This is a genomic window from Thermoflavifilum thermophilum, from assembly GCF_900116565.1.
In the GTDB taxonomy this organism is placed as follows: Bacteria; Bacteroidota; Bacteroidia; order Chitinophagales; family Chitinophagaceae; genus Thermoflavifilum; species Thermoflavifilum thermophilum.
This window is the reverse complement of sequence record NZ_FPCJ01000001.1, coordinates 2,188,583-2,213,357: the sequence shown is the minus strand read 5'-3', so window position 1 is coordinate 2,213,357 and position 24,775 is coordinate 2,188,583. Positions and strand designations below refer to the sequence as shown.

Below are 24,775 nucleotides of genomic sequence, written 5' to 3'. Positions count from 1 at the left end.
GCAATGAATCGAATAATTAGCATAGGACTCATTGCGTGGATGGGTTGCATTGGCCTTTCTCGATCAGCATACGCTCAACAGCCGGCTGCCCGCAGCGATAGTGTGAAAATTATTTACATCATTCATGCAGATTCCCTGATTGGCATTCAGAAAAAAGATTCTGACATCACCAAACTGATGGGGCACGTCATGCTGCAACAGGGCAACACGCTCTTTTCATGCGACAGTGCTTACAAAAACAACACCATCAATGTGGTGGATGCTTATGGCCATATCCATATCAACCAGGCCGATAGTGTGCATGCTTATGGTGATTATCTGCATTATCTGGGAAATGAAAAACTGGCCACCCTTTCAGGACATGTGCGCCTGCAAGATGCACAGATGACCTTGTACACCGAAACCTTAACCTATGATTTGAATAAACATGTTGCCCAATATCAGCAAGGTGGCAGGCTGGTGAGCCAGCAAACCACTCTTACCAGCCAGTCAGCAACTTATTATACCGATTTGCATCAGGCGTTTTTTCAGCATCGGGTGAAACTGAAAGACCCGCAATATACTTTAAGCACAGACACGCTCGTATATCATACCGATACCCATACTGCCTATTTTGTGGCACCTACCGTGATTCATCTGCAGGACAGTGCTACTGTTATTCATACCCGCGATGGTTATTACAACACCGATCTGGGCGAAGCTATGTTTGCCAGCCGATCGGTAATCTCAGACAGCAGCCAGATGACGACCGCCGACAGTTTGTTTTATGTCAGAGAAAAAGGCATAGGCATGGCTAAAGGAAATGTGATATGGCGTGATACATCCCGCAAAGTAACCGTGGTGGCGGGTTATGCCGAAACACATGACCAGACACATACCTTGCTTGCCACCCAACAGCCTGTGTTGATTTATGAAATGAAAAATGATACCCTCTATACGGCTGCAGATACTCTTTTTTCAGGCATTATTCCCCGGACGGATGCGATGCTTCACCATGCAGATTCAGCACAACAAGATAGTTCAGAAATAAGATATTTCAGTGCATTTCATCATGTACGTATCTACAGTGATTCCCTGCAGGCCGTAGCTGATAGCATGTATTATTCTTTTGCCGATTCCACATTCCGCTTTTATATCCAACCAGTGGTGTGGATAGGTGATTATCAGCTGAGTGGCGACAGTATATACCTGAGCACCCAAAATCAGCAGGCAAAAGAGCTGCAACTAATTGAAAATGCCATCATCGTGAATCAGATTGGAAAGGGAATGTTCAACCAGGTAAAAGGCAGAACGATTTACGGATATTTTCACGATAATCACCTCGATTGGATGCATGTGAACGGCAATGCCGAAAGCATATATTATGTGCAGGATGATACAGGTGCATTCATTGGAATCAATAAAGTATCTTGTGGTGTGATTGATATTTATTTCAGAGATCAGAAGGTTTATCGCGTTGCTTTTCGGGATGAACCCTCTGGCTCGATGAGTCCAATAAAAAATGCTAACCTGCAAGAATATTTCTTGCGCAATTTTTCCTGGCAAATAGATCGTCGCCCGCATAGCAGGGAAGAATTGCTTCCAGCCTCCCATCCGGTATGGAACTTCCTGCAGGTGTATAAAAATATGCCCTGAAGTTTTTATATTCACCCTACAAGCGTTCTCATATGAACACGTCTCCTCTTCCCTTTTTTGTCAGGCTGGCTGCCATATTGCTTAGCATTGTGCTGATAGGTTATCTGGTGTACATCGGGCAGCCCCTGCTCTCTCCGCTGTTGTTTGCATTTTTATTTTCCATGATGCTTTTGCCGGTAAATCGTGTGCTGGAAAAAATGCATGTGCCCAGAAGCCTTGCCGTACTCATTTCAATTGTATTGTTCATTGCCGTATTGCTGGCTGTTTTGTATTTTGTAGCTTCACAGGTGCGGGTGATGGCGGGCGACTGGCCTGCGCTGCAACAGCAACTGAATATTACACTGCAACAATTGCAGGAATGGCTGCATCAACATCTGCACATGAAAATACAAAGCAGAGAAGACCTTATTCAGATTGCCACACAAAATATTTCATCCAGTGCCATCATCGGGCATACGGTTGTGTCGGTATCCACTACCCTGCTATTTATTATTTTCGTTCCGATTTACATGTTTCTGCTTTTGTATTATCGTCGTTTGCTTACGCGTTTTCTGATGCAGCTATTCAAGGAGCCCCATCGTCCGCGCGTACACGCCACACTTAGGCAAATTGAACGGGTAGTGAAACGATATGTATTGGGATTGCTGATGGAAATTGTAGCCATTGCCATCTTGCTTGGAAGCATTTTCTGGATTTTGGGCATTCCCTATGCCTGGCTGCTGGCAGTTATTACGGCTATACTGAATATCATTCCCTATGTAGGTATTTATTCTTCTCTGGTACTTTGCGCATTGATTACGTTTGCCAGTGGAAGCATAAGCAAAGTGCTTGCTCTGGTAATCACCATGGTGGCTGTGCATACTTTCGATGCCAATTTTCTGATGCCCAGGATTGTGGGTTCGCAGGTAAAAATTAATGTACTCATCACCATTATAGGAGTAGTCATCGGCGAAATGATGTGGGGCATTGCTGGGATGTTTCTGGCCATTCCTACCATTGCCATTATGAAAATTGTTTTTGACCAGATTGAAAGCATGCAGGCCTGGTCAACTCTGCTAAGCGACGATACCCACCCCGTGCAGGTAAAAAAAATAAAACTCAAAAATAACAGGAAACAAAAACAATCCGTTTCCTGAAATTTCAAAAATCAATATACAGCTTTTAAAAAAAACTTCCTGCATCCTTTATATCCATGCATACCCACATAGATGCAAACCGCATGCTTTCGAAAAACATAAGTTGCATGTAATAATCCTTCCTGGGAATAAAGTGATTCATGGATATACAAACTGAATCACTTTTTCAAAATTAGAAAATAATAATTCACATGAGTTGAAATCAATTATTTAGTTACATAAAAACTGATTTTGAAAAATATAAAAATTATTTTTAAGTTTGCTTAAAAAAATAAATGAAATTAACGGTTGCCGAAGAGAATTACATCAAAGCCATTTACAAGCTGGAGAGCCAACACACCAAAGCTACCACAAATGGTTTGGCTGCTATGCTGGAAACCAGTCCAGCGGCTGTAACAGACATGGCCAATAGATTACAGAAGAAAAAGCTCATTTCATACGAAAAATATTATGGACTGAAACTCACGCCCAGCGGAAAGAAGCATGCCATGCACATCATCCGCCGGCATCGGCTATGGGAATGCTTTCTGGTTGAAAAACTGGGATTTGGCTGGGACGAGGTGCATCACCTGGCTGAAGAACTGGAACATATCCGCGATGAGCGACTGATTGAAAGGCTGGCTCATTTTCTGCAATATCCAAGCTTTGATCCTCATGGTGATCCGATTCCCGACGCGGCGGGAACCCTAAAAACAGCGCCCCACATACCCTTAAGCCATGCCCCGGTTCAACAACCTCTGAAGGTTTCCGGCGTGGCTGACCAGTCGGCTGCATTGCTCAGGTTTTTACAACAAAAAGGTATTGCTCCGGGTACAAGGCTTCGAGTATTGCATATCTATGAATACGATGGTTCTGTGGAAATAAAATTGCTGAAACAATCGTCCTTTACCCTGAGTCAGCAGGTTGCAAACAATATTTATGTCCAGACCTATGGAAAAAACTGAAATTCTTCATCCCTCCCTCCAGGAAGTGCATCAGTCGGTTGACACCACCCGGCCGGGTTCTTTATGGAAAAAGATTTTCGCCTTTTTCGGCCCCGCCTATCTGGTGAGTGTGGGTTATATGGATCCCGGGAATTGGGCTACTGATCTGGCCGGAGGTAGCCAGTACGGGTACACCCTGCTTTGGGTATTGTTGATGAGCAATTTAATGGCTGTATTGCTGCAAACGCTGAGTGCAAGGCTGGGCATCGTGCGGGGCCGGGATCTCGCACAGGCCAACCGGGAAATGTATCCCTCCGCGCTTAACTTTATTTTGTATCTGCTGGCCGAAGTGGCTATTGCTGCTTGCGATCTGGCCGAAGTACTGGGTATGGCCATTGGCCTCCAGCTGCTGTTTCAGATACCCTTGTTGACAGGTGTGCTTATCACAGCTCTGGATACTTTGCTGATTCTTTTTTTGCAGCGATGGAAAATTCGCCGGCTGGAACTGTTCATCATCAGTCTTATTTCCATCATTGGTATTTCATTGTTCATCGAATTGTGGATGGCGCGCCCCCATCCAATCGAAATTGCAAGTGGATTTATTCCTCATTTGCCGGATGAAGCAGCTCTTTACATTGCAGTGGGCATCATTGGCGCCACGGTGATGCCACATAATTTGTATTTGCACTCGGCTTTAGTACAGACGCGCAAAATTCATCGTGATGAAGCAGGCATTCGGCGGGCCTTGAAATTAAATTTTCTGGATAGCTTCATTGCCCTCAATCTGGCGTTTCTGGTGAATGCTGCCCTGCTGGTATTGGCTGCAGCCGTGTTTTTCCATTCAGGACATACGGAGGTAGCTGAAATACAGGATGCTTACCATCTGCTGGAACCCTTGCTGGGCAATCATCTGGCTCCCATCCTGTTCGGTATTGCGTTGATTGCTTCCGGACAAAGCTCTACCATCACGGGTACCATGGCCGGTCAGATCGTGATGGAAGGTTATCTTCAGTTGCGCATCAACCCAATGCTGCGCCGTTTCATCACCCGGATGCTGGCTATCATACCCGCCGTGATCTTGATCAGTATTGCCGGTGAGCATGCGGTGGGGCAACTTCTAATCCTCAGCCAGGTAATCCTGAGCATGCAGCTGAGTTTTGCGATTATTCCGCTGATTTATTTTGTAAGCGACCGGCAAACCATGGGAAAGTTTGCTCTTTCCACACCCATAAAAATGCTGGCCTGGTTGGTGGCAATTGTACTGATATATCTGAATGTGCGTATGGTGGTTGAGCAAATCTCTGGCTATATTATTCAATCTGATAGCATCATTGGTAAAATATCTGCCATAGCGGGCGGAGCTGGTTTTATGATATTGCTGCTCATCACCTGGCTATATCCTATCCGTCGAAAATCCCTCGTCCAGAAAGGTTATCATTTGCATAAACCTCAAACTCCCACGCCTGTCATGCCCATACATCCCTATCACAAGATTGCGCTGGCATTGGATTTCAGCGAAAAAGACCATGCCATCCTGGCTCATGCATTTGCACAGGGCAATCCGAATACAGAATATTTGTTGATTCATGTGGTTGAAAGCGTATCAGCTCGCATACTGGGCAAACAAAGTTTTGATCAGGAATCCCAGCAGGATCAGCAACAGTTAGCCGCGTATGTGCGCATGTTTGAAGAAAAAAATCTCAAAGCAAAGGGTGTTCTCGCCTATCATCGCCGCGGAAAAGAAATTGCACGTATTGTGAATGAAGAACAGGCAGATCTGCTGATTATGGGCGGCCATGGCCATCGTGGCATGAAGGATTTAATTTATGGTGAAACCGTTAATTACGTGCGGCATCATGTACATATCCCTGTGCTGATTGTATAATCAGCGATCTGCGTGGCCCAGGCTTTTCTGCGGATTGATCTGGTCGCGAACTCTTTGTTTCAGGATTTTAATCTCAGGGAAGCCATCTTCCTGTTTGCGATCAAAAATCAATACATCATCAACCCGGATTTGATACGTACCACCTGTTTCACTGGGGACAAGCGTTACGCTCTTGAGCTCATCCTGAAAAGTGGTAAGCATTTCCTGAGCCATCCATGCGGCCCGCAGCAACCATCCGCAACGGGGACAATATTCAATGGTTAATGTGTGTTTCATATCACATGCAAATTACGTTTCGGCATGATATAAAGGAGATACCAGCTGATGTTGAGATGCCACATGTATATCGCGCCAGATGCGGTTCAGCGGGTGCTGAAGATAAATGGAGGTCATCCCACAAAACCGATACAGTTTTTCCACACCCTGCAAAGATGCCTCGGCAAGCCCACCAGCGGCCTGCTTCATGGCTTTAAGCTGATCAGCCTGTAAGCTACGGCTTTCTACATGCACACACCAGATATTTTCCAGCGTTTGATAAAAGTGAGTCCGTGCATGCTGAAAGCGCGTCTGAACATCATGCCAGGTACGTTCCACAATCGGAATATTTCCCAGCAATTGATCAAAACCCGTTGGCTTTTTTTGTCGTGATAATGCATCAAACTCATCCAGGAAATGCAGGGCCATGCCCGATAACATTACCGAAGTGGTGATTTCAGCAAAAGTTAAAAAAGGAAAACTGTACAAAGGGCTTTGATGAAATGGAGAAGGATGCAGCAGATCAAACTGATGCAAAGCAGGCACCATGACACCGTTTACGGCAAAATCATCACTGGAAGTGGCTTTCAGCCCCATTACCTGCCAATTGGAAATGATTTTAACCTGTTCAGCCGGCACTGCAAATGACCTATACACCGGCTCTCCGACATCATTTTTTAAAGGATGGCCTGTTTCATCGTAAAGCCAGGCATTGAAGGTAAATAAGGTGGCATGAGCACTTCCGCTGGCATATTTCCACAAACCCTGCACTTCATATCCATCCTGCCGGCTGATGGCTTTGCCTGAAATGGCTCCACTACCAGCCGCCCAGGCTTTTTCATCTGCAAAAAAATAACTTGCTGCTTCTGGCTGCATATAACCTGCAAATAGGTTGGCACCTGCACCCAGATTCACAACCCAACCCACACTGCCATCGGCCCAACATAAGGCTTCCAACAGGGCTACTGCATCCGGCAACGGGATTTCGTCCCCGCCCAGAGCTGCAGGAATCCACATCCGCAGATATCGCTGGGTATAGATGCATTGCAGCTGAGCATCGGTCAGAGCACCTTTCTTTTCAGCCTCAGCAGCTTCCGTACGAAAAATCTGAAACACTGCTTCGGGTAAAATTTCCCGGAAATGGGTATTCATGCCATAAAATTAATAGATCACATGCTTTCGGCCTGCAAATTCGGTGATTAAATCATGTCATATCCTTTTTTGATGCAGGGATTAAAATCTGTGATCATGCATAAAAATCATTCCAGATGAGATCAATACATTTTATCCCTTGCATTTTCAGTCAACACTGCATATAGCCTTGTCAACAAACAGCTATGACACAGACAGCATGATGTGCGGCAAACCTGGATTTATTTATAGACAGATATGGCTGCAGATAAATGTTGAATAATGGGTTTGATGAGAAACTGATAATGATAGTTTTGATAATTAAGCCGATATTGTGGCAATGGCCATGCACCCCAGGAATCTATTCCTCCCACGCCTGTTTGCTGCAAATCAATACTGAATACGGTCATTTGCCTTGGCTTCAATTCTCCGGCATGTCGGTTATTTTTTTCCAAACCTTCATCCAGATCTTCATCCAGAAAATGACGGGCTTCCACATTCAACAGGGTATCACCAGCCATCCAGATCCCATTGCCATCATCATCCTTTAGCTGCACCCATCGTACATCTGTTTTGTTGGCCGTTTCCTGCGGACGAATATAGGGATGAAACTGCGCCCTTACCGGCAAAGTATATAAACCCACAAAGGCCGCATCCTTACGATCCCAGTAATTTTCATCCGGATCACGTCCATACCATTGCATGTGATGAAATTGTTCGGGAAATACCATTTGCATTCCGTATTTAAACATCATAGGCACATTACGCGACGTATCAGCATAGAAATCCTGCCGCACACTGATAACACCTTCACCATTCATTACATAATCCAGATGCAGCCTGGCATATACATCCGGGAGAGCATACGGTTATTATCATCCAGCAAACTAACCAGCACCTTGTACAAATAAGGTGTTTCAGCTGTCCATTTGTGCGGATTGCGAAGCTCCATGAAAATATGCTGAAAAGCATTGCTATCTGATAAAGAAACAGTTTTGTGCAGCAATATTTTATTGGTACTATCCAGCAATTCAATTCCTGCTCGATAATGACGCAAGGCAGGATCAGCATTATTTAAAAAATCAATTTTGATGTGCAACACACCATCTTGATATTGATGTATCAAATCCGGGACTATTTCCACGTTTCGGATATGAACAGGATTGCGAGCAAACAGATATACATCTCGGTTCACACCCGCCAGCCGCCACATATCCTGATCTTCCATATAACTGCCATCACTCCACCGATATACCTGAAAAGCAATCAGATTCTTCTGACCGGGCTTTACATAATTCGTAATATCGAATTCAGCCGGCAATTTGCTGTCTTCGCTATATCCTACCCATTTTCCATTTACCCAAACATAACATGCAGAACGAACGGCACCAAAGTGCAGATAAATTTTTTTGCCATTCCACGAATCCGGAATCTGAACCCAACGCCTGTATGAACCTACCGGATTGTATGCATGCGGAACATGCGGCGGATCGGGCTTGATCAAATAATCAAAATCATACCGAATGTTGGTATAAATCGGAATACCATATCCATTCACTTCCCATGTAGCCTGCACCTGAAAATCATTCCACAAATGATCATCATAATTCGTTTTCCAGAATCCATAAGGACGATCATCAGGTTTATCCACCCATTTGAATTTCCAGATGCCATTTAAAGAAAGATAATTGGATGATTGTGTGGAATTATTTTGCAAGGCAAGTGCTCTGTTTTCGTATGCAAAATAGGAAACATGCATGGGCTCGCGATGATAGGCATTCACCTGCTCATCTTCCCAAAATGCAGGCGGTTCATTTTGTTGTGCACTAACTGTATGAAACAGGCTGGCAACACTCATTGCCATCAGAAAATTTACCATCCTCATCTTCGGGAATATGAACCGGTATTTCATCATGACGACAGATTTCTAAAAAAGACAATCATTGCAGGGATATTCAATTAGTGCAAATACATTTTTTTATCTTCACTTCAAAAATATGGAGATGAAAAAGATTACCATTCTGTTCCTGAGTATAAGCATAGGTTTGCTGCAGGCATCATTTGCGCAGCAGCTTCGCTTGCCTGATTATTTTTCCGATAACATGGTGTTGCAGCAACGGGATACGGTGAGGCTCTGGGGCTGGGCAGATGGCGGGCAGCATGTGTGGATAAAAGCCGACTGGCTATCGGATACATTGAAAACGCAGGCTTCTTCAGGCGCACGCTGGGAAGTGAAACTGCCCACACCGCATGCTGGCGGGCCTTATACCTTAACGGTTTCCAATGATCATCAGCAAATCACCATCCACAATATTTTGATTGGTGAAACCTGGCTATGCAGCGGGCAATCCAATATGGAGTTCAGCGCGAACTGGTCGCCCGTTACCAAACAACAGGAAGAAGCGACAGGTATGCAGTTTCCGGAGATTCGCCTGTTTCATGTGTACAAAACCACTTCCTTATGCCCACAACAAGAGCTAAGAGGCAAATGGGAGATTTGCTCCCCACAAACGGTCGCGGATTTTAGTGCAGTAGCTTATTTTTTTGGAAGAAGTCTGCACACACATCTGCATGTGCCTGTGGGACTGATTGAGGCCTGCTGGGGTGGCACACCCATAGAAACCTGGATGCCCGACAGCATTTTTGCCCATCATCCCGTACTTGCAGCATCTGCTGCCAAGCTTCCTGCAGCACAGTGGTGGCCCGTGCAGCCTGCTCTTGCTTTTAACGCCATGATTGCACCCTGGCAATTTTTCCCGATAGCAGGCGTAATCTGGTACCAGGGTGAAACCAATACCAACAACCCCCAAACCTATACAGAAGATTTCAGCCGTATGATTCAAAGCTGGCGCAGATTATGGCAAAAAGATTTTCCTTTTTACTTTGTACAGATTGCACCTTTTCGATATGGCTCGCCTTATATTGGAGCTTTGATCAGAGAAGCGCAGCTGCAAACTTATTTGCATGTGCCGAATACCGGTATCGTGGTAACTACTGATATCACCGGCGATACTACAGATATCCATCCGAAAGACAAACAAAATGTAGGGGAAAGACTTGCCCGATGGGCTCTGGCAAAAACATACGGATTCACAGATATCGTATGTTCAGGCCCGCTGTATGATTCTATGAAAACAGAAGGTAACCGAATTCGTATTTATTTTGATTTCGCTGATGACGGACTCATCATTCGCGGCAAACAACTCACAGATATTTATATTGCCGGTGAAGATCAACATTTTCTTCCGGCTCAGGCAAAAGTGGAAAAAAATACACTGGTGGTATGGAATCATGCTATTCATCACCCTGTAGCTGTGCGTTTCGGCTTCTCCAACACTGCTATACCCAATTTATTTAATCGAGCTGGGCTGCCGGCATCGCCATTCCGTACGGATAACTGGCCAGTGTTGTCACATTAGCTGATCATGCATGCAAATGTTTCTGAATGATGGCTTTCAATTCATCTTGCCGGGACATGAGTTGCTGAAGCAACACGAACTGATTCTTGGCCCGATAAAAATTATGTTCAGGATATTGAATGGGATAATAAACATCTTCGTTTAAAAAATCAGTGAGAAAACGGATGCCCTGCATGTAGGTCATAAACAAACCTGCATAAAACAAAGATTGTTTTTCCACAGGTGTCAGCAAATCCCTCAATTCATCCAGATATCCCTGAATCAAAGCATCAAAATATTGCGTGCGAATTTCAATTTTACTGAAATCACGCTCTTCTTCAGACACTGGACTCACATAAGTACGAATCATATCGCCCAGATCAGAAATAATTTTACCGGGCATCAGTGTGTCCATATCAATGACACACACACCCTTGAATGTTTTTTCATCAAGCAATACATTGTTCATCTTGGCATCATGATGTACGATGCGATCCGGAAAAGATTTTTCCGTTTTGATTTCTTCAAAATGAATGGCAATGGAAGAATAATCCAGAAAACCTTCAATCAGTTCTTCAGCATATTCGCGTCGTTCTTCACGTGCACTGCGGATGGCTTCTTGTAGCTGGCTGTATCGTAGGGTTAAATTATGAAAATTGGGAATTACGATCTGAAACTGATGCAAGGGTGCATCATGCAGGTAGCGGGTGAGCCGCCCGAACTGCCGGGCTGCTTCGTAAGCCTGCTCAGGCGCAGTTGCTGCATCCAATGCAACGGTATGGGGGATATAAGGCAGAAGCCTCCAGTATTCATCATTCCAGATGCAATATTCCTTTGCATCAACCGTACGCAAAGGTGCTACAAACAGATAATCCGGATGATGCTGCTTTAAAAAACCAGCAGCCAGGCGATAGTTGCTGGCAACAGCATCCGGATCAGTAAACACCTGTGTATTTATTTTTTGTAGAATATAAGCCTCACCTTCCGGCAGGAAAGTTTTTCCGTGATACGATTGCAGCAAATAGGTCCGGTTAATATAGCCATGCCCGAAACGCTTTGCCACAAACCGATTTCGATCCAGTCCGAACGCTTGATAAATTTCGGGTGCAAGACTTATGTTTTCCATAGAAATGAGGGATACACGCCTTCATCCACCAGCTTTTTAAATCCGGCAATCACCATAGGCGCATCTTCCTTGTAGGTAACACCAAACCAGGGCGATGCAGTGGGAATCACCTTTACGGTGCCCATTCCCTGCTGAATGAAATGATCTACAACAGCGGGAATCAAAAATTCAGCCTTGGGATCGCTGGCATGAGCATAAACAAACTGATGGAATAAAGGTTCTGCTACGGTGAAAAAAGCCGAATCAAACCCCCAGAAATTCATGGATACAGGCGTATTGGCTGGTAGTGAAAATGTTTTCCCGTCTTCTTCATACACAATCTGCCCAGCTTTCCGATACACTTTGGTGCGCTCCTGAATGTGTTTCAAATTGCCTTGATCATCCACTTCACACACACCACGCGAAACAGAACCATAATCCGAAAGAGTGTTTCCCAGCTCATAACCTAATACAGCAAAACGACGCGGACTGCATTCATTTTCTAAAAATGCGGCCATCTTTTCAAAAGCTTCACGGCCGTAATAATCATCGGCATTGATTACCGCAAATGGTTCGTGGATGGCATCTTTGGCACATAACACAGCATGTGCTGTGCCCCACGGCTTGGCACGCTCCACCTGAAGCTGAAAACCCTTCGGCAAGAAAGCATCCATCTCCTGATAGACATACGCCGTAGGAATGCGGTCTTTTAGTTTGGGTTCAAAAATGTTTTTAAATGCCTCTTCAAAATCCCTTCGGATGATAAATACCACTTTTCCGAATCCGGCGCGGATAGCGTCATAAATGGAATATTCCATGATAGTTTCTCCGCCGGGACCAAATTGCTGAATTTGCTTCATGCTTCCATATCGACTGGCGATACCTGCTGCCAATATCAGTAAAGTTGGTTTAGACATGTGAAATGATTTGGTACAAAAATAACAACTGCCTGAGTTTATCCAACGTTTGCATGCTGTTTTATAGGGTTATTTCTATATTTTTGAAACCATAAATGAAATGTACTTGCCATGAAACACATACTCCTGCTCACTACCAGCTTGTTGCTTGCATGTATTTCAAGCTTTGCTCAGAAAACGCTTGCTTCGTTGCAAAATAATCTTTCCCAGAGAGAGATTGAAATTGTTCCGGAACCGGTATTAGTAAAACAGGAAAATGGTTCGTTGACATTCACTCCTCAAAGCCTTATCTATGCGCCGGATGCCGAAGCTCAGCATATTGCAGCTTTACTGAATCAGACATTGAAACAACGCTATGGATTTAGCCTGCATCTCACGCAATCAGCCACAGCCGCTACTTTACAGCTACTATTGAAACCCGGAAGCACCCCTCATGAAGGATACCATTTGCAGGTAAATAACCGGCAAATCCGCATCAGTGCAGGTGACGGCGCCGGTTTGTTTTATGGTGTACAAACTTTACTACAACTTTTCCCTGCAACTCCAACCAACCATTTGGAAATTCCAGCTGTGGAAATTGTCGATAGTCCACGATTCCATTACCGGGGCATGCATCTGGACTGTGGCCGGCATTTTTTCCCGGTGTCTTTTATCAAAAGCTATCTGGACTGGATGGCACGTTATAAACTCAACACTTTTCACTGGCATCTGACCGAAGATCAGGGATGGCGGATTCAAATTCCTCAATATCCTAAGCTTACTCAAGTGGGCGCCTTTCGCAAACAAACGGTCATTGGTCACAACTCCGGCATCTATGATGGGCAGCCCTATGGCGGGTATTATACCGACGAAGAAATCAAAGAAATTGTCGCATACGCGGCAGCCCGTTACATCACCGTGATTCCTGAAATTGAAATGCCCGGCCATGCCCAGGCTGCACTGGCTTCTTATCCCTGGCTGGGTTGCAAGGGCTTTGGTCCTACTTATGACGTGTGGACGCAATGGGGTGTATCGCCCAACGTGTTTTGCGCCGGAAACGACAGCACATTCATGTTTTTGGAAAATGTGCTGACACGCGTCATGCAACTTTTCCCCAGTCATTACATTCATATCGGCGGTGATGAATGCCCCAAAGATCATTGGAAACAATGTCCGCTTTGCCAGCAACGGATCCGTGAACTGGGACTGAAAAACGAAGAAGAACTGCAAAGCTATTTCATCCAGCGCATCGAGAAATTCCTAAACGCACATGGCCGGGATATCATTGGCTGGGACGAAATTCTGGAAGGCGGCCTGGCACCGCACGCTACCGTCATGAGCTGGAGGGGTGAACAGGGAGGCATTGCAGCGGCCAAGCAACATCATGATGTAATCATGACGCCGGGTGAATGGTTGTATTTCGATCACGGACAGGGCAATCCGACCTATGAGCCGTTGAATATCGGTGGATACCTGCCCCTCTGGAAAGTATATGGCTATAATCCCGTACCAGCAAGTCTTTCGCCGGATGAGCAGCATTATATCATCGGCATGCAGGCCAACCTCTGGACAGAATACATTCCCAATACCAGAGAAGCCGAATACATGGTCTTTCCCCGAATGCTGGCACTTGCAGAAGCTGCCTGGACGCCTCTTTCCAAAAAAAATTATCAGGATTTTCTGAGCCGCCTACCCGCTCAACTTCATTGGCTGGATCAGGCTGGCGTGCATTTTCGCATTCCGGAACCCATTGGCCTGCAGGATAGCACCCTGCAAACTGATAGCTTGACGATTGATTTAAAACCCCTCTTGCCTGGCACCAAAATCTATTATACCCTGGATGGCAGCAATCCTACACCCACATCTCCGTTATTTGAAAAGCCCTTCACACTCTATTTGCCTGCCGGAAAATCGTTGACACTGCGATGCATAGAAGTCACTCCATCAGGCAATATCAGCGTACCCTACAGTGCTGTGTACCAGCATGCAGCCACACAAGGAAATTCCAGTAAAATCTCAGCACCGGCAATACAGCCAAGACTTGCCAGGGATGAGGTTGCAGCTGCAATTCCTTAAATGAAAAGCCTTGCAAGCCTTTTAGCCTGCAAGGCTAACATTTTGATCCGAATGAGCAAAGCTCAGGAAACCACCGAACCAGCCTCTTTTCGCCGGGCATGTTCCTGAGCCGATAAATATCGTTCTGCATCCAGTGCAGCCATGCAACCACTTCCGGCTGCTGTTACGGCTTGCCGGTAAATTTTATCCTGCACGTCGCCACAAGCAAAAACTCCTTCCACGCTGGTATAGGTACTCCCGGGCCGGGTGCGGATGTACCCATTCTCATCCATATCCAGCTGGCCGGCAAACAGCTGGGAATTAGGCTGGTGGCCAATAGCCACGAAAAAGGCCGATACAGGAATCACCCTTTCCTCACCGGTAACAGTGTTTTTTATCTTTACACCTTCTACCTTGTCTTCACCCAGGATATCAACCGTTTGTGTATTCCAGTAAATCCGGATATTGGGTGTATGTTTGACCCTTTCCTGCATGATCTGTGAAGCCCGCATCTGATCGCGTCTGACAAGCATATGCACCTGGGTGCATAACTTGGAGAGATACAGGGCTTCTTCACAGGCCGTATCTCCTCCTCCCACAATTGCTACTTCTTTGCCCCGGAAAAAGAAACCATCACAAACTGCACAAGCCGAAACGCCTCTTCCGTTCAGCCGTTGCTCCGATTCCAGGCCCAGCCATTTGGCCGATGCGCCCGTAGCGATGATCAGGGCATCGGCTGTTATTTCCTTTTCTTCATCCACAATCACCCGAAACGGCCGCTTGGAAAGATCGACGGCGGTAACTATCCCAAAACGAATATCGGCACCCATGCGACGAGCCTGTTTTTCAAAATCCTGCATCATTTCCGGCCCTTGCACACCATCGGGATAACCCGGATAATTCTCAACTTCTGTAGTAATCGTAAGCTGTCCCCCCGGCTGAAGGCCCTGATACAATACGGGATTCAGGTTAGCACGGGCGGCATAGATAGCTGCGGTATAACCTGCCGGGCCTGAACCAATAATGAGCACTTTTACATGTTCTGCTGCCATAATCTTTCTTTTGTTTTATTTCGGAATGTAAATGGACTTATACATCACCCGATAACCACCCCAGTAACCCAATGCACCGGGAATATTACCCAATATCTGAATAGGCACCGAAAAGGGATTGCCATTGGTTGTAAAAGCATATTCCCATGTGCGCCAGAAGTCATAGGTGGCCTTATCAATATCGCAAAATTTTACGGTTATCGTATCGCCCAGCCGAAAAGTACCATAGGTTTCCGGATCAATGGGCTGATTTTTATCAACTCCCCGGTCCAGCTGAAAATCAAATACCGTTCCGTTGACCACTTCATCATCTGCTACGGAATGATACCCCGGATAAAAAGGTTCACTGTTGACCTTGGTAAAATACCGGGCATAATTTCCCAGTTGAGGGGGATCATAAAACCGGCCAAACAAAACCACCCGATCCGTGTCGGGATGATCCCTGGTGGGCTTCACCAATAAATAGTACAGCGAATCCAGTTCAATTCCAGTTGAAGGAATGGTAGTCCGAGCAAAATACTGTTTCCCGTTCACCTGAATATGCAAATCGTAGGTATGCCCGGGCAAACCCACCACGTGGCCGTTCTGTACAGGGCGGTAATCATAAAACAAAATACCTCCTGCGGTATCATGAGCTTTCTCCTCTAACAAAATGCTATCATGCAGTTGCTCATCCGTTACCCAGATTTGTGCACCATGTACAAACAGATTTGACAGCACAGTTGTATCCAGTCTCGAAAAATAACTCAGGCTGTGGGTAAGAATGACAACGGGCTGCTGATAACTTTCAATATAACCCTCTACCACCAATTCCTCGGCCGGGGAAGCCACCTGGATATGGATATTTTTTTCACATCCGGCACAGCTTATCATAAAAACAGCTGTCAGCAAAGTTCTTATCTGCCAGGCACCTTTCATGTGGTGATGCAAAAGAAAGCGTGAAGATAGCCTATTCCGAGATTGTGTTGCGTAATGAAAGTTTCAAAAAAATAAAGAAGCCAGCGCCTGAGGCCGCTGGCTTCTGTTCACCCATCACCACCTATGGACCGGCGGTGAAAATCTTTAACCCAGATAAGCTTTCAATGCATTGCTATAGCGGGCTTTTTGCAGGCGTTTGATAGCCCTTTCTTTGATCTGGCGGATCCTTTCTTTCGTTAAATCATATTTCTGACCAATTTGTTCGATGGTTACTCCGTTTTCTCCATCCAGACCAAAATAAGCCGTTACGATTTCTGCTTCGCGCGGCGAAAGCGATTTCAATACCCGACGGATTTCTTCACGCAAGGATTCCCTCATTACATCTTCATCGGTTTGGTCGCTGCTTTCCAACAAATCGCTCATAGACACGTCTTCGGCTTCGTGTACAGGCGCATCGAGGCTGGTATGGCGCGTGTTGCTGCTGATGATGTTATTGATTTCCGTCTCCGACATCTGCAACATTTCAGCTAATTCTTCCGGCGAGGGTTCCCGCTCATTTTCCTGTTCAAATGCGGTATAGGCTTTTGTGGCTTTGTTGTAAGTGCCAATTTTATTCTGGGGTAAACGCACCAAACGCCCTTGCTCGGCCAAAGCCTGCAGAATCGACTGACGAATCCACCACACAGCGTAAGAAATAAATTTAAAACCCTTGGTTTCATCAAAGCGTTGAGCGGCTTTAATCAACCCCAGGTTGCCTTCATTAATCAAATCACTTAAGCTTAAGCCCTGATGCTGATATTGCTTGGCTACTGATACCACAAAACGGAGATTTCCGGTTACCAGTCGTTCCAACGCCTTTTGATCATTCATTTTGATGCGTTGTGCCAGCACCGTTTCTTCTTCCGGAGTGAGCAACGGAATCTTGGAGATTTCTTGCAAGTACTTTTCAACTGCCTGAGAATCCCTGTTGGTAATTTGAGTGGCAATTTTAAGCTGCCTCATATGAATTGGTGATTTTTAATGAAAAGAATCAACGAATTTTACAACAATAAGATTGTTTAAGCAATTGATTTCCATAAGTTTTATTTCATATCAACGTCATCTTTTCTTTGCGTTGGGGTTTTTCCGGAGGATTCTTGTGGATTCCGGTAAAAAAATTGAGCGCAAAGTTACGACAGATAATAACGATTTTGCAAGCAAAAAGGTAATCTGAATATCATTTTTTATGAATTTTCTAACAAGTATTGATTTCAGAAGCGACACGGTTACGCGCCCCACGCCTGGCATGCTGGAAGCTATGATGAAAGCCGAAGTGGGCGATGATGTGTGGGGCGAAGATCCCACCGTTAAAAAGCTGGAAGAGCGGATGGCGGAATGGTTTGGGAAGGAAGCCGGCTTGTTTTGTCCTTCGGGTACCATGACCAATCAGATTGCGGTGAAAATCCACACCCAACCTGGCGATGAGGTGATTTGCAGTGAACTGGCGCATGTGTATCAATATGAAGCTGGTGGCATGGCTTTTCACTCGGGTGTACAGGCACATCTGCTGCCCGGAAACCGCGGCCTGATAACGGCTGAGCAGATCCGGGAAGCTATTCAGCCGGATGATATTCACAAACCTCCTTCCCGGCTGGTGTGCATCGAAAACACGGTGAATCGGGGCGGGGGCTGCTGCTATGAACTGAAAGAGTTAGAGCGCATCCATCAGCTTTGTCGGGAACGCGGGCTCGCCCTTCACCTGGACGGTGCCCGGCTGTTTCATGCGCTGGTAGCCCGCAGGGAGCAGCCCAAGCAATATGGAGAGCTGTTCGATACCATTTCCATTTGCCTGAGCAAGGGACTGGGCTGTCCGGTAGGTTCTGTACTGATTGGGAGTAGGGCTCTGATTCAAAAAGCACGGCGTATCCGAAAGCTGATGGGCGGCGGCATGCGCCAGGCAGGATTTCTGGCAGCGGCTGGTTTGTATGCCCTTGAGCATCATATTGAACGGCTGGCCGAAGACCATATCCATGCCCAACAGCTGGCCAATGCATTGGCCAACCATCCGGCTGTGGAGGCTTTGCTACCCGTGGAAACCAATATCGTGATTTTTGAACTGAAACAACCTTATACAGCCGAATCATTTGCTGCATACATGCGATCCCATCAGATTCTGGTCCATCCGATCGGTCCCCGATCCATTCGCATGGTTACGCATCTGGACATTCATGCTGACATGATAGATTACACCCTGCAGGTGCTGCAGGCTTTCCCGGAAGCTGCCCGCTTAGCCGATCACCCTGTTTCAAGTGTATGACCGGACGAGCTTTGTCAGCCCGTTCCACTTTTCATTTTTTAGTCTTTATTAAACGCGGGCGGATGGGTTTTCACGCATCAAGCAATATTTTTGCAACCATGGAAATAGCCAAAACCTATCAGCACGGGGCTGTGGAAGCAAAATGGTACGCACACTGGCTCGGGAAGGGATATTTTCATTCCACGCCCGATCAACGTCAACCTTATACCATTGTCATTCCCCCACCCAATGTAACGGGTGTTCTGCACATGGGACATGCATTGAACGAAACCATACAAGATATTCTCATCCGCCGTGCCCGCGCGATGGGCTACAATGCCTGCTGGGTGCCAGGTGCGGATCATGCCTCCATAGCTACGGAAGCCCGGGTGGTAAATCAGCTGAAGGCGCAGGGCATCCGCAAACAAGATATTGGCAGAGAAGCCTTCCTGCAGCATGCCTGGGAGTGGAAAGAAAAGTACGGTGGCATCATTTACGAACAATTGAAAAAATTGGGTTGCAGCTGCGACTGGCAGCGTACGACGTTCACCCTCGATGATACCTATTCCCGGGCAGTTATCAGGGTGTTTGTACAGCTCTATCGGGAAGGATTCATCTACCGCGGGCAGCGGATGATCAACTGGGATCCCGTGGCTCTCACTGCCCTGAGTGATGAAGAAGTGGAATACCGTGAAGTGCAATCCACGCTGTTTTACGTGCAGTATCCCCTCGAAGGCAGTACGGATCGGATCACGGTAGCTACTACCCGTCCGGAAACCATTCTGGGTGATGTGGCCATAGCAGTGCATCCGGAAGATCCCCGCTATCAGCATCTCATCGGCAAATATGCCTATGTGCCGCTGATTGACCGCCGCATACCCATTATTGCCGATGCGTATGTGGATCAGGCTTTCGGCACAGGATGCCTGAAAATTACGCCGGCCCACGACTGGAACGACTATCAGCTGGGCATCAAGCATCAGCTACCCATTATTGATGTATTGAATCCTGATGGTACCATGAGCGCTGCAGCCCAGCTATTTGTGGGTGAAGACCGCTTTGTGGTGAGAAATAAAATTGCCGACTTGCTCCGGGAAAAAGGATTTCTGGCAAAAACAGAAACCATTGTTAACAAAAATGGATTTTCCCAGCGCAGCAACGCTGTGGTAGAGCCGCGCATTTCCACCCAATGGTTCCTGAAAATGAAAGACCTTGCCAAACCCGCACTGGATGAGGTGCTGCAAAGACAAATCCAGATTCATCCAGAAGAACGTTTTCTGAATACCTACCGCCACTGGATGGAAAATGTGCAGGACTGGTGTATTTCGCGCCAGCTTTGGTGGGGGCATCGGATACCGGCCTGGTACGATGCGCAGGGAAATATCTATGTAGCCGAAACGGCCGAAGAGGCTTACGCCCAGGCACATAAGGCAATGGGAACAACAGATGTTCAGCTCCATCAGGACGAAGATGTACTGGATACCTGGTTTTCATCCTGGCTATGGCCTATACAGGTATTTCAAGGAATCACACAGCCCGGAAATGCCGAGTGGCGCTACTACTATCCCACCACTGTACTGGTAACCGGACAAGACATTATTTTCTTTTGGGTAGCGCGCATGATCATGGCCGGTTTGCATTTCACCGGCGAGATTCCCTTCCGTTACGTGTATTTCACGGGTATGGTGCGCGATAAGCTGGGTAGAAAAATGAGCAAATCGCTCGGCAATTCGCCCGATCTTTCGCAGTTGATTGACCAGTATGGTGCGGATGCCGTGCGCTTCGGAATCATGATCTCTTCGCCCGCCGGCAACGATTTGCTGTTCGATGAAAAAGGATGCGAGCAAGGTTTGCATTTCTGCAATAAACTCTGGAATGCCCTGCGACTCATTAAAAGCTGGGAACCCAGAATCAACGAGCAAACCAAGCCTGCAACCGATTTTCCAATTAAATGGTTTCATCATCGCCTGCAGGCATTTATCCGGCAAACGGAAAAAGATTTTGAACAATTCCGGTTAAGCGAAAACCTGAAAAATCTATACACGCTCATCTGGGAAGATTTCTGCAGCACCTATCTGGAATGGATGAAACCTGCTCCTGACGCTGATGGCCTGCAAATCACCAAATCTTATTTCGAAACCCTGTTGCAATTGCTGCATCCTTATATGCCTTTTATTACGGAAGAAATCTATCATCAGTTATCCCCGCGTGATGCAAACGATGATCTCATCATTAAGCCCATCCCTGCAGCTACAGACGCAGATGAAGAAATCGTACAGCAAGGGTTGCTGTTGAAAGATGTACTTGCAGCTGTTCGTCAAACTTTGCAAATGCACCAGATCAAAGCCAAACAACCCTACGAGTTATGGATCCAGACCACCCAACGCGAAAAATATGAAACATGCATACCTATCCTGCACTCACAGTTGCATGTACAAAATATTGTTTTCACCGACGATGCTCCAGAACAGGCCATTCGCACGGTAGTAGGGAAAGATATCCTCTACATCAAAATACCGGAGCTGGCATCCACAGCATCAGATCATCAAAAACAAAATCTGGAGAAGGAACTAAATTACCTGAAAAGCTTTTTGCAAAAAATTGAAGAAAAGCTGCAAAATGAGCGTTTTCTGCAACATGCAAAATCTGAAGTAGTGGAGCGTGAACAAAAGAAAAAACAAGATACCCTTGAAAAAATCCGGGTTATTGAAGAAACGTTGCGTACGCTATCATAAATTTTCTGCAGCATGTTTCATCACAGAAAATATTTCATGCTGTTTGTGAAAGCAGGATGGCTGATCGGATGGACGTGCGGAATCATCACTTGCCAGGCCCAGCAGCTGTTCAGCCTTCATGCCAAAGTACTGGATACACTCAACCAAAAAGGGCCCATGCTTTATACACTTTTGGGAAATGATTCTGCAACACACATCCCCACACAAAAAATTATTGAGCTACTCGATTCTCCGCTCGTGGTAAAAGATACCAGAGGCAGGCAATATCGAGTCATCCGTTTTGATTTTGGTTATTTACATGTGGATACCACATTCAACGATACAACTGAACGCTTTAATCTCGTTCCGGAATATCTTGGGTTTACGTTTGTGCAGAATCAGCTGGATTCATTGTGGAAAACGCGCCTGAGAAAAACTTTGCATGCAGGTGAGCGTTTGTACTTTGATCATATCATTGCCGAAGATGCATCGGGTATCAAATACGGAGCACCGCCCTTGCATATTTGGGTGGTTGACTCATTGAGAAAAATCAACGAAGCTGGAGCGGAATGATCAATTCCCATCTGTTTCGCATGTCGGGTAATACCGGATCAGCATCGAGCAAATGACTAAACCTGAGTGTGATGCTCAGCGGATAAATATTCCACCACCTGGTATCGGCTGTGCATTCCACGCCCGCAGATCTGAATCGCTGATGAGCGGCTTGTTGCTGCACGTAATAAAGAGTTTTGCTATCATCATAAAAAAGATTCAACCGCATGCGCAAAAAGTAAACAATACCACCAAAACCCCAGTCAGGATAGGCTATCGGGAACTGATAATTCAATCCCCATTTGGTTATTTGATGATAGAAAGGAGCATGATATCCTCTTGCATAAGGAAATGCATCTGAAAATGTATAACTGTTGGCCGTATCTTTTCCCTGCCAGGCCAGCTGCAACAACAGGCTATGTGAGGGCCAAATGCCTGGAAAATACAGATCCGTTTCTGCAAATAATTGCTCAGCAAAATGCGGACCTGCCGAATGATTCCAGCTTAGATATATGCGCTGTGCCAGATGTGGAGCTATATGCTGCAGGGCTTGCAGCCGTTGCTGCACAAACTGCAATCCCAGATAAAAATAGGGAAGCGTAACATCATGAGATACTATATTTTTTTGTACAGGATATTGAACATGTGTTTCTTGAATACCTGCAAATGGTATCAGGTATCGGCTCATCATGCGTCCAGAAAAATTCCAGGGTATATATCCCGATAAACCAATTGAAGTTTCATTCCAGTTTATCTGCTGCCCATTTGATCTCCACGCAGTTCGGTGTGCTATATACTGGCCGCTTACATTCCATATCGGATACCAGCCTCCGTAAGTAGCAGATAAGCCAATACCATGTGATGTTTCATATCGGTTATACTGGTAAAACAAAGAAGAAGAGAGTGTGTTCAGAATATTATCCGATAAAATCTGAAAACCATAATATGGATCATCCAGAATGGGTTCCCAGCTATGGATATGAATAAGCTGAAAAGATTTGGAATAATCTGTTATCGTAAAATACCGATGAGATACTTCTTTTGGTAAATCGGCTGCTTCTGCACTTAAGGCTGATGCAACATAAGGATTATCGGAAGCATATATCTGCAAACTATCCACAGGTTTCCATGCAGCAGAATCTAAAGTGAGTTTCATGAGTTTATTTCCTTTCAATGTAAACTGGCTATACACCAGCCATCTGCCATCGGGAGATACAGCAGGTGAATAACAACCGGAAGTTGCATAGGTAAGCTGATAAATTGTACGATTGGTAAGGGAAACGGCGTAAATCTGCTGGATATGGGAATAGCTGCCACTGAAAAAAATCCATGGTCCGGATTGACAGAATTGCTGAATGGGATGATATGTAAAAGGTGTAATAATATGGGTTTGATGATGATCAAGATCTTGCGCAATGATAGCTGAACGCCCGGCAGAATCCTGTGCAACATAGTAAATGCTTTTCCCATCAACTGAAAACCGAGGATAAGCCATCATGCCATGAAACGGACTTGCAAGTGAATCCAGAAGCATTCCATCGTTTGCATCAAATATTTTCAGCTGCGCATGTTCATCAGGACTTACCGATACAGCCACAATCTTTTTCCCATCCGGAGATAATGCAGGTGAAAACAATTTGGAACGATGAGTAAGTTTTTTTATTCGTTTATGCAACATATCATACCACATGATCACACCATAATCTTTCCATCCCCAGCGGGGATCATTGCGATATCCGGACCATACTATTGCATGTGCATTCGCATCAAAATCATTATCGGCCACAATTCCCGGACGAACAACAGGATGCGTCTTGCCATGAAGATTCATTTGCATAATAACCGGAAGTTTTTGAAAACTGTTTTGCACAAACAACAACGTATCATTTGATATAAAAATGGGATATTGCTGATTCAGATATTGTTTTGAAGGTGGCGTAAGCGGCTTTGCAAGATCGGCTTCTGCAGGTTTATCCTGTTTCCATTGTTCAGCAAAATATTGCATGGCATCCCCGTAAAATGCTGTTACCGTTCGTCCGGTATAATCTTTCAATGCCTTTGAAAATGGGTAAAACAAATGCTTGTAAGCAGCTGCATCACGGGTTACCAGTTTCCACAAAGTATCGCTGTATCGTTCCCGCCCATAAGCACAGAGCAGATAACCCAGCGGATAATGATCCGGTACATAGTCGCGATAGGAACCATTTCTCAATTTCATCCAGGAATAGGGAAAATGCGCCTCGGCCAGTGCCCGGTAAGCATCAAAGAATGCAGGGAGCCTGCCTCTGCCCTGCGGTGTGAGGGTGGTTTCGGTAAATACGGCATCGCCTTCCCAAAACCAGTTGGGAATGGCTACATCGGTTGCAAATGCCTGGCCGGCCTCGCCAAATGCAATGCGCATGAGGTGTGAAAGGCCTGTATTGAAATGCATGTTTTGCAAGGCATGGCGGTATTCGTGCACGCTCAAAAAGTCAAGCCAGGGCAGGCTGCCCAGCTGATCCATTTGCTGGGGAGGTGTGGTTTGAAACTCGGCCCGGAAGGGCGCCAGCATCACATATCCATTGCTGAGTATGGTTTGATTTTGCAAAACCACATTTAATTTCTTTTGGGCATAGCCAATAGATTGGCGGTGATAAGCACTGATATCGGTTATCATATTGGCTACCCTTTCAGCCTGTGGAGCCATTTCAGCCGGAAAAATTACCCGTAGTGTATCGGTATTGATTTGCTTCCAGCGAATACGAGCAGGGTCACCACCAAATACCTGTGCCCGAGCGGGAATTACATGTATCAGGGCCATGCAGAGGAGCAACCATGCATATTGTATCTGGTGATATGCTTTCAT

19 protein-coding genes are annotated in these 24,775 nt (G+C 45.8%); 9 read left to right on the top strand and 10 right to left on the bottom strand.

The genetic code is table 11. The features are described 5' to 3' along the window. The first annotated feature begins 3 nt into the window (after window positions 1-3). The 4 genes from BM367_RS09470 to BM367_RS09455 all read left to right on the top strand — a co-directional run bounded on the left by BM367_RS09470 (window position 4) and on the right by BM367_RS09455 (window position 5,579). Complete coding sequence (locus BM367_RS09470) at window positions 4-1,635, top strand: OstA-like protein (RefSeq protein ID WP_177224181.1); 1,632 nt, start codon at window positions 4-6, stop codon at window positions 1,633-1,635. Window positions 1,636-1,667: 32 nt separating this feature from the next. Then, entirely contained in the window at window positions 1,668-2,771 is a 1,104-nt protein-coding gene (locus tag BM367_RS09465; RefSeq protein ID WP_092460088.1) for an AI-2E family transporter, read from the top strand. 275 nt (window positions 2,772-3,046) lie between these two features. Further along, window positions 3,047-3,715, top strand: coding sequence for a metal-dependent transcriptional regulator (locus tag BM367_RS09460; RefSeq protein WP_092460087.1), 669 nt, complete (start codon window positions 3,047-3,049; stop codon window positions 3,713-3,715). Then, window positions 3,702-5,579 carry an Nramp family divalent metal transporter gene (locus BM367_RS09455; RefSeq protein WP_245759955.1) on the top strand — a complete coding sequence of 626 codons (1,878 nt, stop codon included), beginning with the start codon at window positions 3,702-3,704 and terminating at the stop codon, window positions 5,577-5,579. Before BM367_RS09460 ends, BM367_RS09455 begins: the two co-directional genes overlap by 14 nt. Here BM367_RS09455 and BM367_RS09450 read toward each other — a convergent pair whose 3' ends face one another. From BM367_RS09450 to BM367_RS09435, 4 genes are all read right to left on the bottom strand, one after another. Continuing rightward, window positions 5,580-5,855, bottom strand: a complete 276-nt coding sequence (locus BM367_RS09450) for an Rdx family protein (protein ID WP_092460085.1) — start codon at window positions 5,853-5,855, stop codon at window positions 5,580-5,582. Window positions 5,856-5,867: 12 nt separating this feature from the next. After that, window positions 5,868-6,986: an acyl-CoA dehydrogenase family protein gene (locus BM367_RS09445; RefSeq protein WP_092460084.1), complete on the bottom strand. Its 1,119-nt coding sequence runs from the start codon at window positions 6,984-6,986 to the stop codon at window positions 5,868-5,870. 221 nt (window positions 6,987-7,207) lie between these two features. Further along, window positions 7,208-7,786 (bottom strand): beta-galactosidase small subunit, encoded by a 579-nt coding sequence (locus tag BM367_RS09440; protein WP_092460083.1) that lies wholly within the window; start codon window positions 7,784-7,786, stop codon window positions 7,208-7,210. Then, a complete protein-coding gene (locus tag BM367_RS09435; protein ID WP_177224180.1) occupies window positions 7,786-8,823 on the bottom strand; it encodes a sugar-binding domain-containing protein in 1,038 nt (345 codons plus the stop codon). The genes BM367_RS09440 and BM367_RS09435 overlap by 1 nt, the downstream gene beginning before the upstream one ends. Window positions 8,824-8,968: 145 nt before the next feature. Here BM367_RS09435 and BM367_RS09430 point away from each other — a divergent pair, with 145 nt between their 5' ends. Continuing rightward, entirely contained in the window at window positions 8,969-10,384 is a 1,416-nt protein-coding gene (locus BM367_RS09430; RefSeq protein WP_092460081.1) for a sialate O-acetylesterase, read from the top strand. A gap of 4 nt (window positions 10,385-10,388) precedes the next feature. Here the strand turns inward: BM367_RS09430 and BM367_RS09425 are convergent, their stop codons facing one another. Continuing rightward, window positions 10,389-11,489: a phosphotransferase enzyme family protein gene (locus tag BM367_RS09425; protein ID WP_092460080.1), complete on the bottom strand. Its 1,101-nt coding sequence runs from the start codon at window positions 11,487-11,489 to the stop codon at window positions 10,389-10,391. Next, on the bottom strand, window positions 11,477-12,385 hold the full coding sequence (locus tag BM367_RS09420; protein WP_092460079.1) for a sugar phosphate nucleotidyltransferase: 909 nt from the start codon (window positions 12,383-12,385) through the stop codon (window positions 11,477-11,479). The genes BM367_RS09425 and BM367_RS09420 overlap by 13 nt, the downstream gene beginning before the upstream one ends. Before the next feature lie 111 nt (window positions 12,386-12,496). Between BM367_RS09420 and BM367_RS09415 the strand changes: the two genes are divergently transcribed. Continuing rightward, window positions 12,497-14,440, top strand: a complete 1,944-nt coding sequence (locus BM367_RS09415) for a beta-N-acetylhexosaminidase (RefSeq protein ID WP_092460078.1) — start codon at window positions 12,497-12,499, stop codon at window positions 14,438-14,440. Window positions 14,441-14,502: 62 nt separating this feature from the next. Here BM367_RS09415 and trxB read toward each other — a convergent pair whose 3' ends face one another. The 3 genes from trxB to BM367_RS09400 form a co-directional block, all read right to left on the bottom strand. Further along, the gene (trxB, locus tag BM367_RS09410; protein ID WP_092460077.1) at window positions 14,503-15,471 is read right to left on the bottom strand and encodes a thioredoxin-disulfide reductase; all 969 of its coding nucleotides are present in this window, start codon (window positions 15,469-15,471) and stop codon (window positions 14,503-14,505) included. 15 nt (window positions 15,472-15,486) lie between these two features. Beyond that, entirely contained in the window at window positions 15,487-16,344 is an 858-nt protein-coding gene (locus tag BM367_RS09405) for a DUF4249 family protein (protein WP_177224179.1), read from the bottom strand. A 189-nt stretch (window positions 16,345-16,533) separates the two neighbouring features. Next, window positions 16,534-17,391: a sigma-70 family RNA polymerase sigma factor gene (locus BM367_RS09400; RefSeq protein ID WP_092460075.1), complete on the bottom strand. Its 858-nt coding sequence runs from the start codon at window positions 17,389-17,391 to the stop codon at window positions 16,534-16,536. A gap of 223 nt (window positions 17,392-17,614) precedes the next feature. Here BM367_RS09400 and ltaE point away from each other — a divergent pair, with 223 nt between their 5' ends. From ltaE to BM367_RS09385, 3 genes are all read left to right on the top strand, one after another. Continuing rightward, on the top strand, window positions 17,615-18,685 hold the full coding sequence (ltaE, locus tag BM367_RS09395; RefSeq protein ID WP_092460074.1) for a low-specificity L-threonine aldolase: 1,071 nt from the start codon (window positions 17,615-17,617) through the stop codon (window positions 18,683-18,685). A 98-nt stretch (window positions 18,686-18,783) separates the two neighbouring features. Continuing rightward, entirely contained in the window at window positions 18,784-21,399 is a 2,616-nt protein-coding gene (locus BM367_RS09390; protein ID WP_092461000.1) for a valine--tRNA ligase, read from the top strand. Between the two features lie 12 nt (window positions 21,400-21,411). Next, complete coding sequence (locus BM367_RS09385) at window positions 21,412-21,951, top strand: hypothetical protein (RefSeq protein ID WP_092460073.1); 540 nt, start codon at window positions 21,412-21,414, stop codon at window positions 21,949-21,951. Here BM367_RS09385 and BM367_RS09380 read toward each other — a convergent pair. Further along, complete coding sequence (locus tag BM367_RS09380; protein WP_092460072.1) at window positions 21,929-24,775, bottom strand: TolB family protein; 2,847 nt, start codon at window positions 24,773-24,775, stop codon at window positions 21,929-21,931. The genes BM367_RS09385 and BM367_RS09380 overlap by 23 nt on opposite strands.

Coding starts and splice junctions, on each gene's coding strand:
- BM367_RS09470 (WP_177224181.1), top strand. CDS start 4: ATGAATCGAATAATTAGCATAGGACTCATTGCGTGGATGGGTTGCATT.
- BM367_RS09465 (WP_092460088.1), top strand. CDS start 1,668: ATGAACACGTCTCCTCTTCCCTTTTTTGTCAGGCTGGCTGCCATATTG.
- BM367_RS09460 (WP_092460087.1), top strand. CDS start 3,047: ATGAAATTAACGGTTGCCGAAGAGAATTACATCAAAGCCATTTACAAG.
- BM367_RS09455 (WP_245759955.1), top strand. CDS start 3,702: ATGGAAAAAACTGAAATTCTTCATCCCTCCCTCCAGGAAGTGCATCAG.
- BM367_RS09450 (WP_092460085.1), bottom strand. CDS start 5,855: ATGAAACACACATTAACCATTGAATATTGTCCCCGTTGCGGATGGTTG.
- BM367_RS09445 (WP_092460084.1), bottom strand. CDS start 6,986: ATGAATACCCATTTCCGGGAAATTTTACCCGAAGCAGTGTTTCAGATT.
- BM367_RS09440 (WP_092460083.1), bottom strand. CDS start 7,786: ATGAATGGTGAAGGTGTTATCAGTGTGCGGCAGGATTTCTATGCTGAT.
- BM367_RS09435 (WP_177224180.1), bottom strand. CDS start 8,823: ATGAGTGTTGCCAGCCTGTTTCATACAGTTAGTGCACAACAAAATGAA.
- BM367_RS09430 (WP_092460081.1), top strand. CDS start 8,969: ATGAAAAAGATTACCATTCTGTTCCTGAGTATAAGCATAGGTTTGCTG.
- BM367_RS09425 (WP_092460080.1), bottom strand. CDS start 11,489: ATGGAAAACATAAGTCTTGCACCCGAAATTTATCAAGCGTTCGGACTG.
- BM367_RS09420 (WP_092460079.1), bottom strand. CDS start 12,385: ATGTCTAAACCAACTTTACTGATATTGGCAGCAGGTATCGCCAGTCGA.
- BM367_RS09415 (WP_092460078.1), top strand. CDS start 12,497: ATGAAACACATACTCCTGCTCACTACCAGCTTGTTGCTTGCATGTATT.
- trxB (WP_092460077.1), bottom strand. CDS start 15,471: ATGGCAGCAGAACATGTAAAAGTGCTCATTATTGGTTCAGGCCCGGCA.
- BM367_RS09405 (WP_177224179.1), bottom strand. CDS start 16,344: ATGATAAGCTGTGCCGGATGTGAAAAAAATATCCATATCCAGGTGGCT.
- BM367_RS09400 (WP_092460075.1), bottom strand. CDS start 17,391: ATGAGGCAGCTTAAAATTGCCACTCAAATTACCAACAGGGATTCTCAG.
- ltaE (WP_092460074.1), top strand. CDS start 17,615: ATGAATTTTCTAACAAGTATTGATTTCAGAAGCGACACGGTTACGCGC.
- BM367_RS09390 (WP_092461000.1), top strand. CDS start 18,784: ATGGAAATAGCCAAAACCTATCAGCACGGGGCTGTGGAAGCAAAATGG.
- BM367_RS09385 (WP_092460073.1), top strand. CDS start 21,412: ATGTTTCATCACAGAAAATATTTCATGCTGTTTGTGAAAGCAGGATGG.
- BM367_RS09380 (WP_092460072.1), bottom strand. CDS start 24,775: ATGAAAGCATATCACCAGATACAATATGCATGGTTGCTCCTCTGCATG.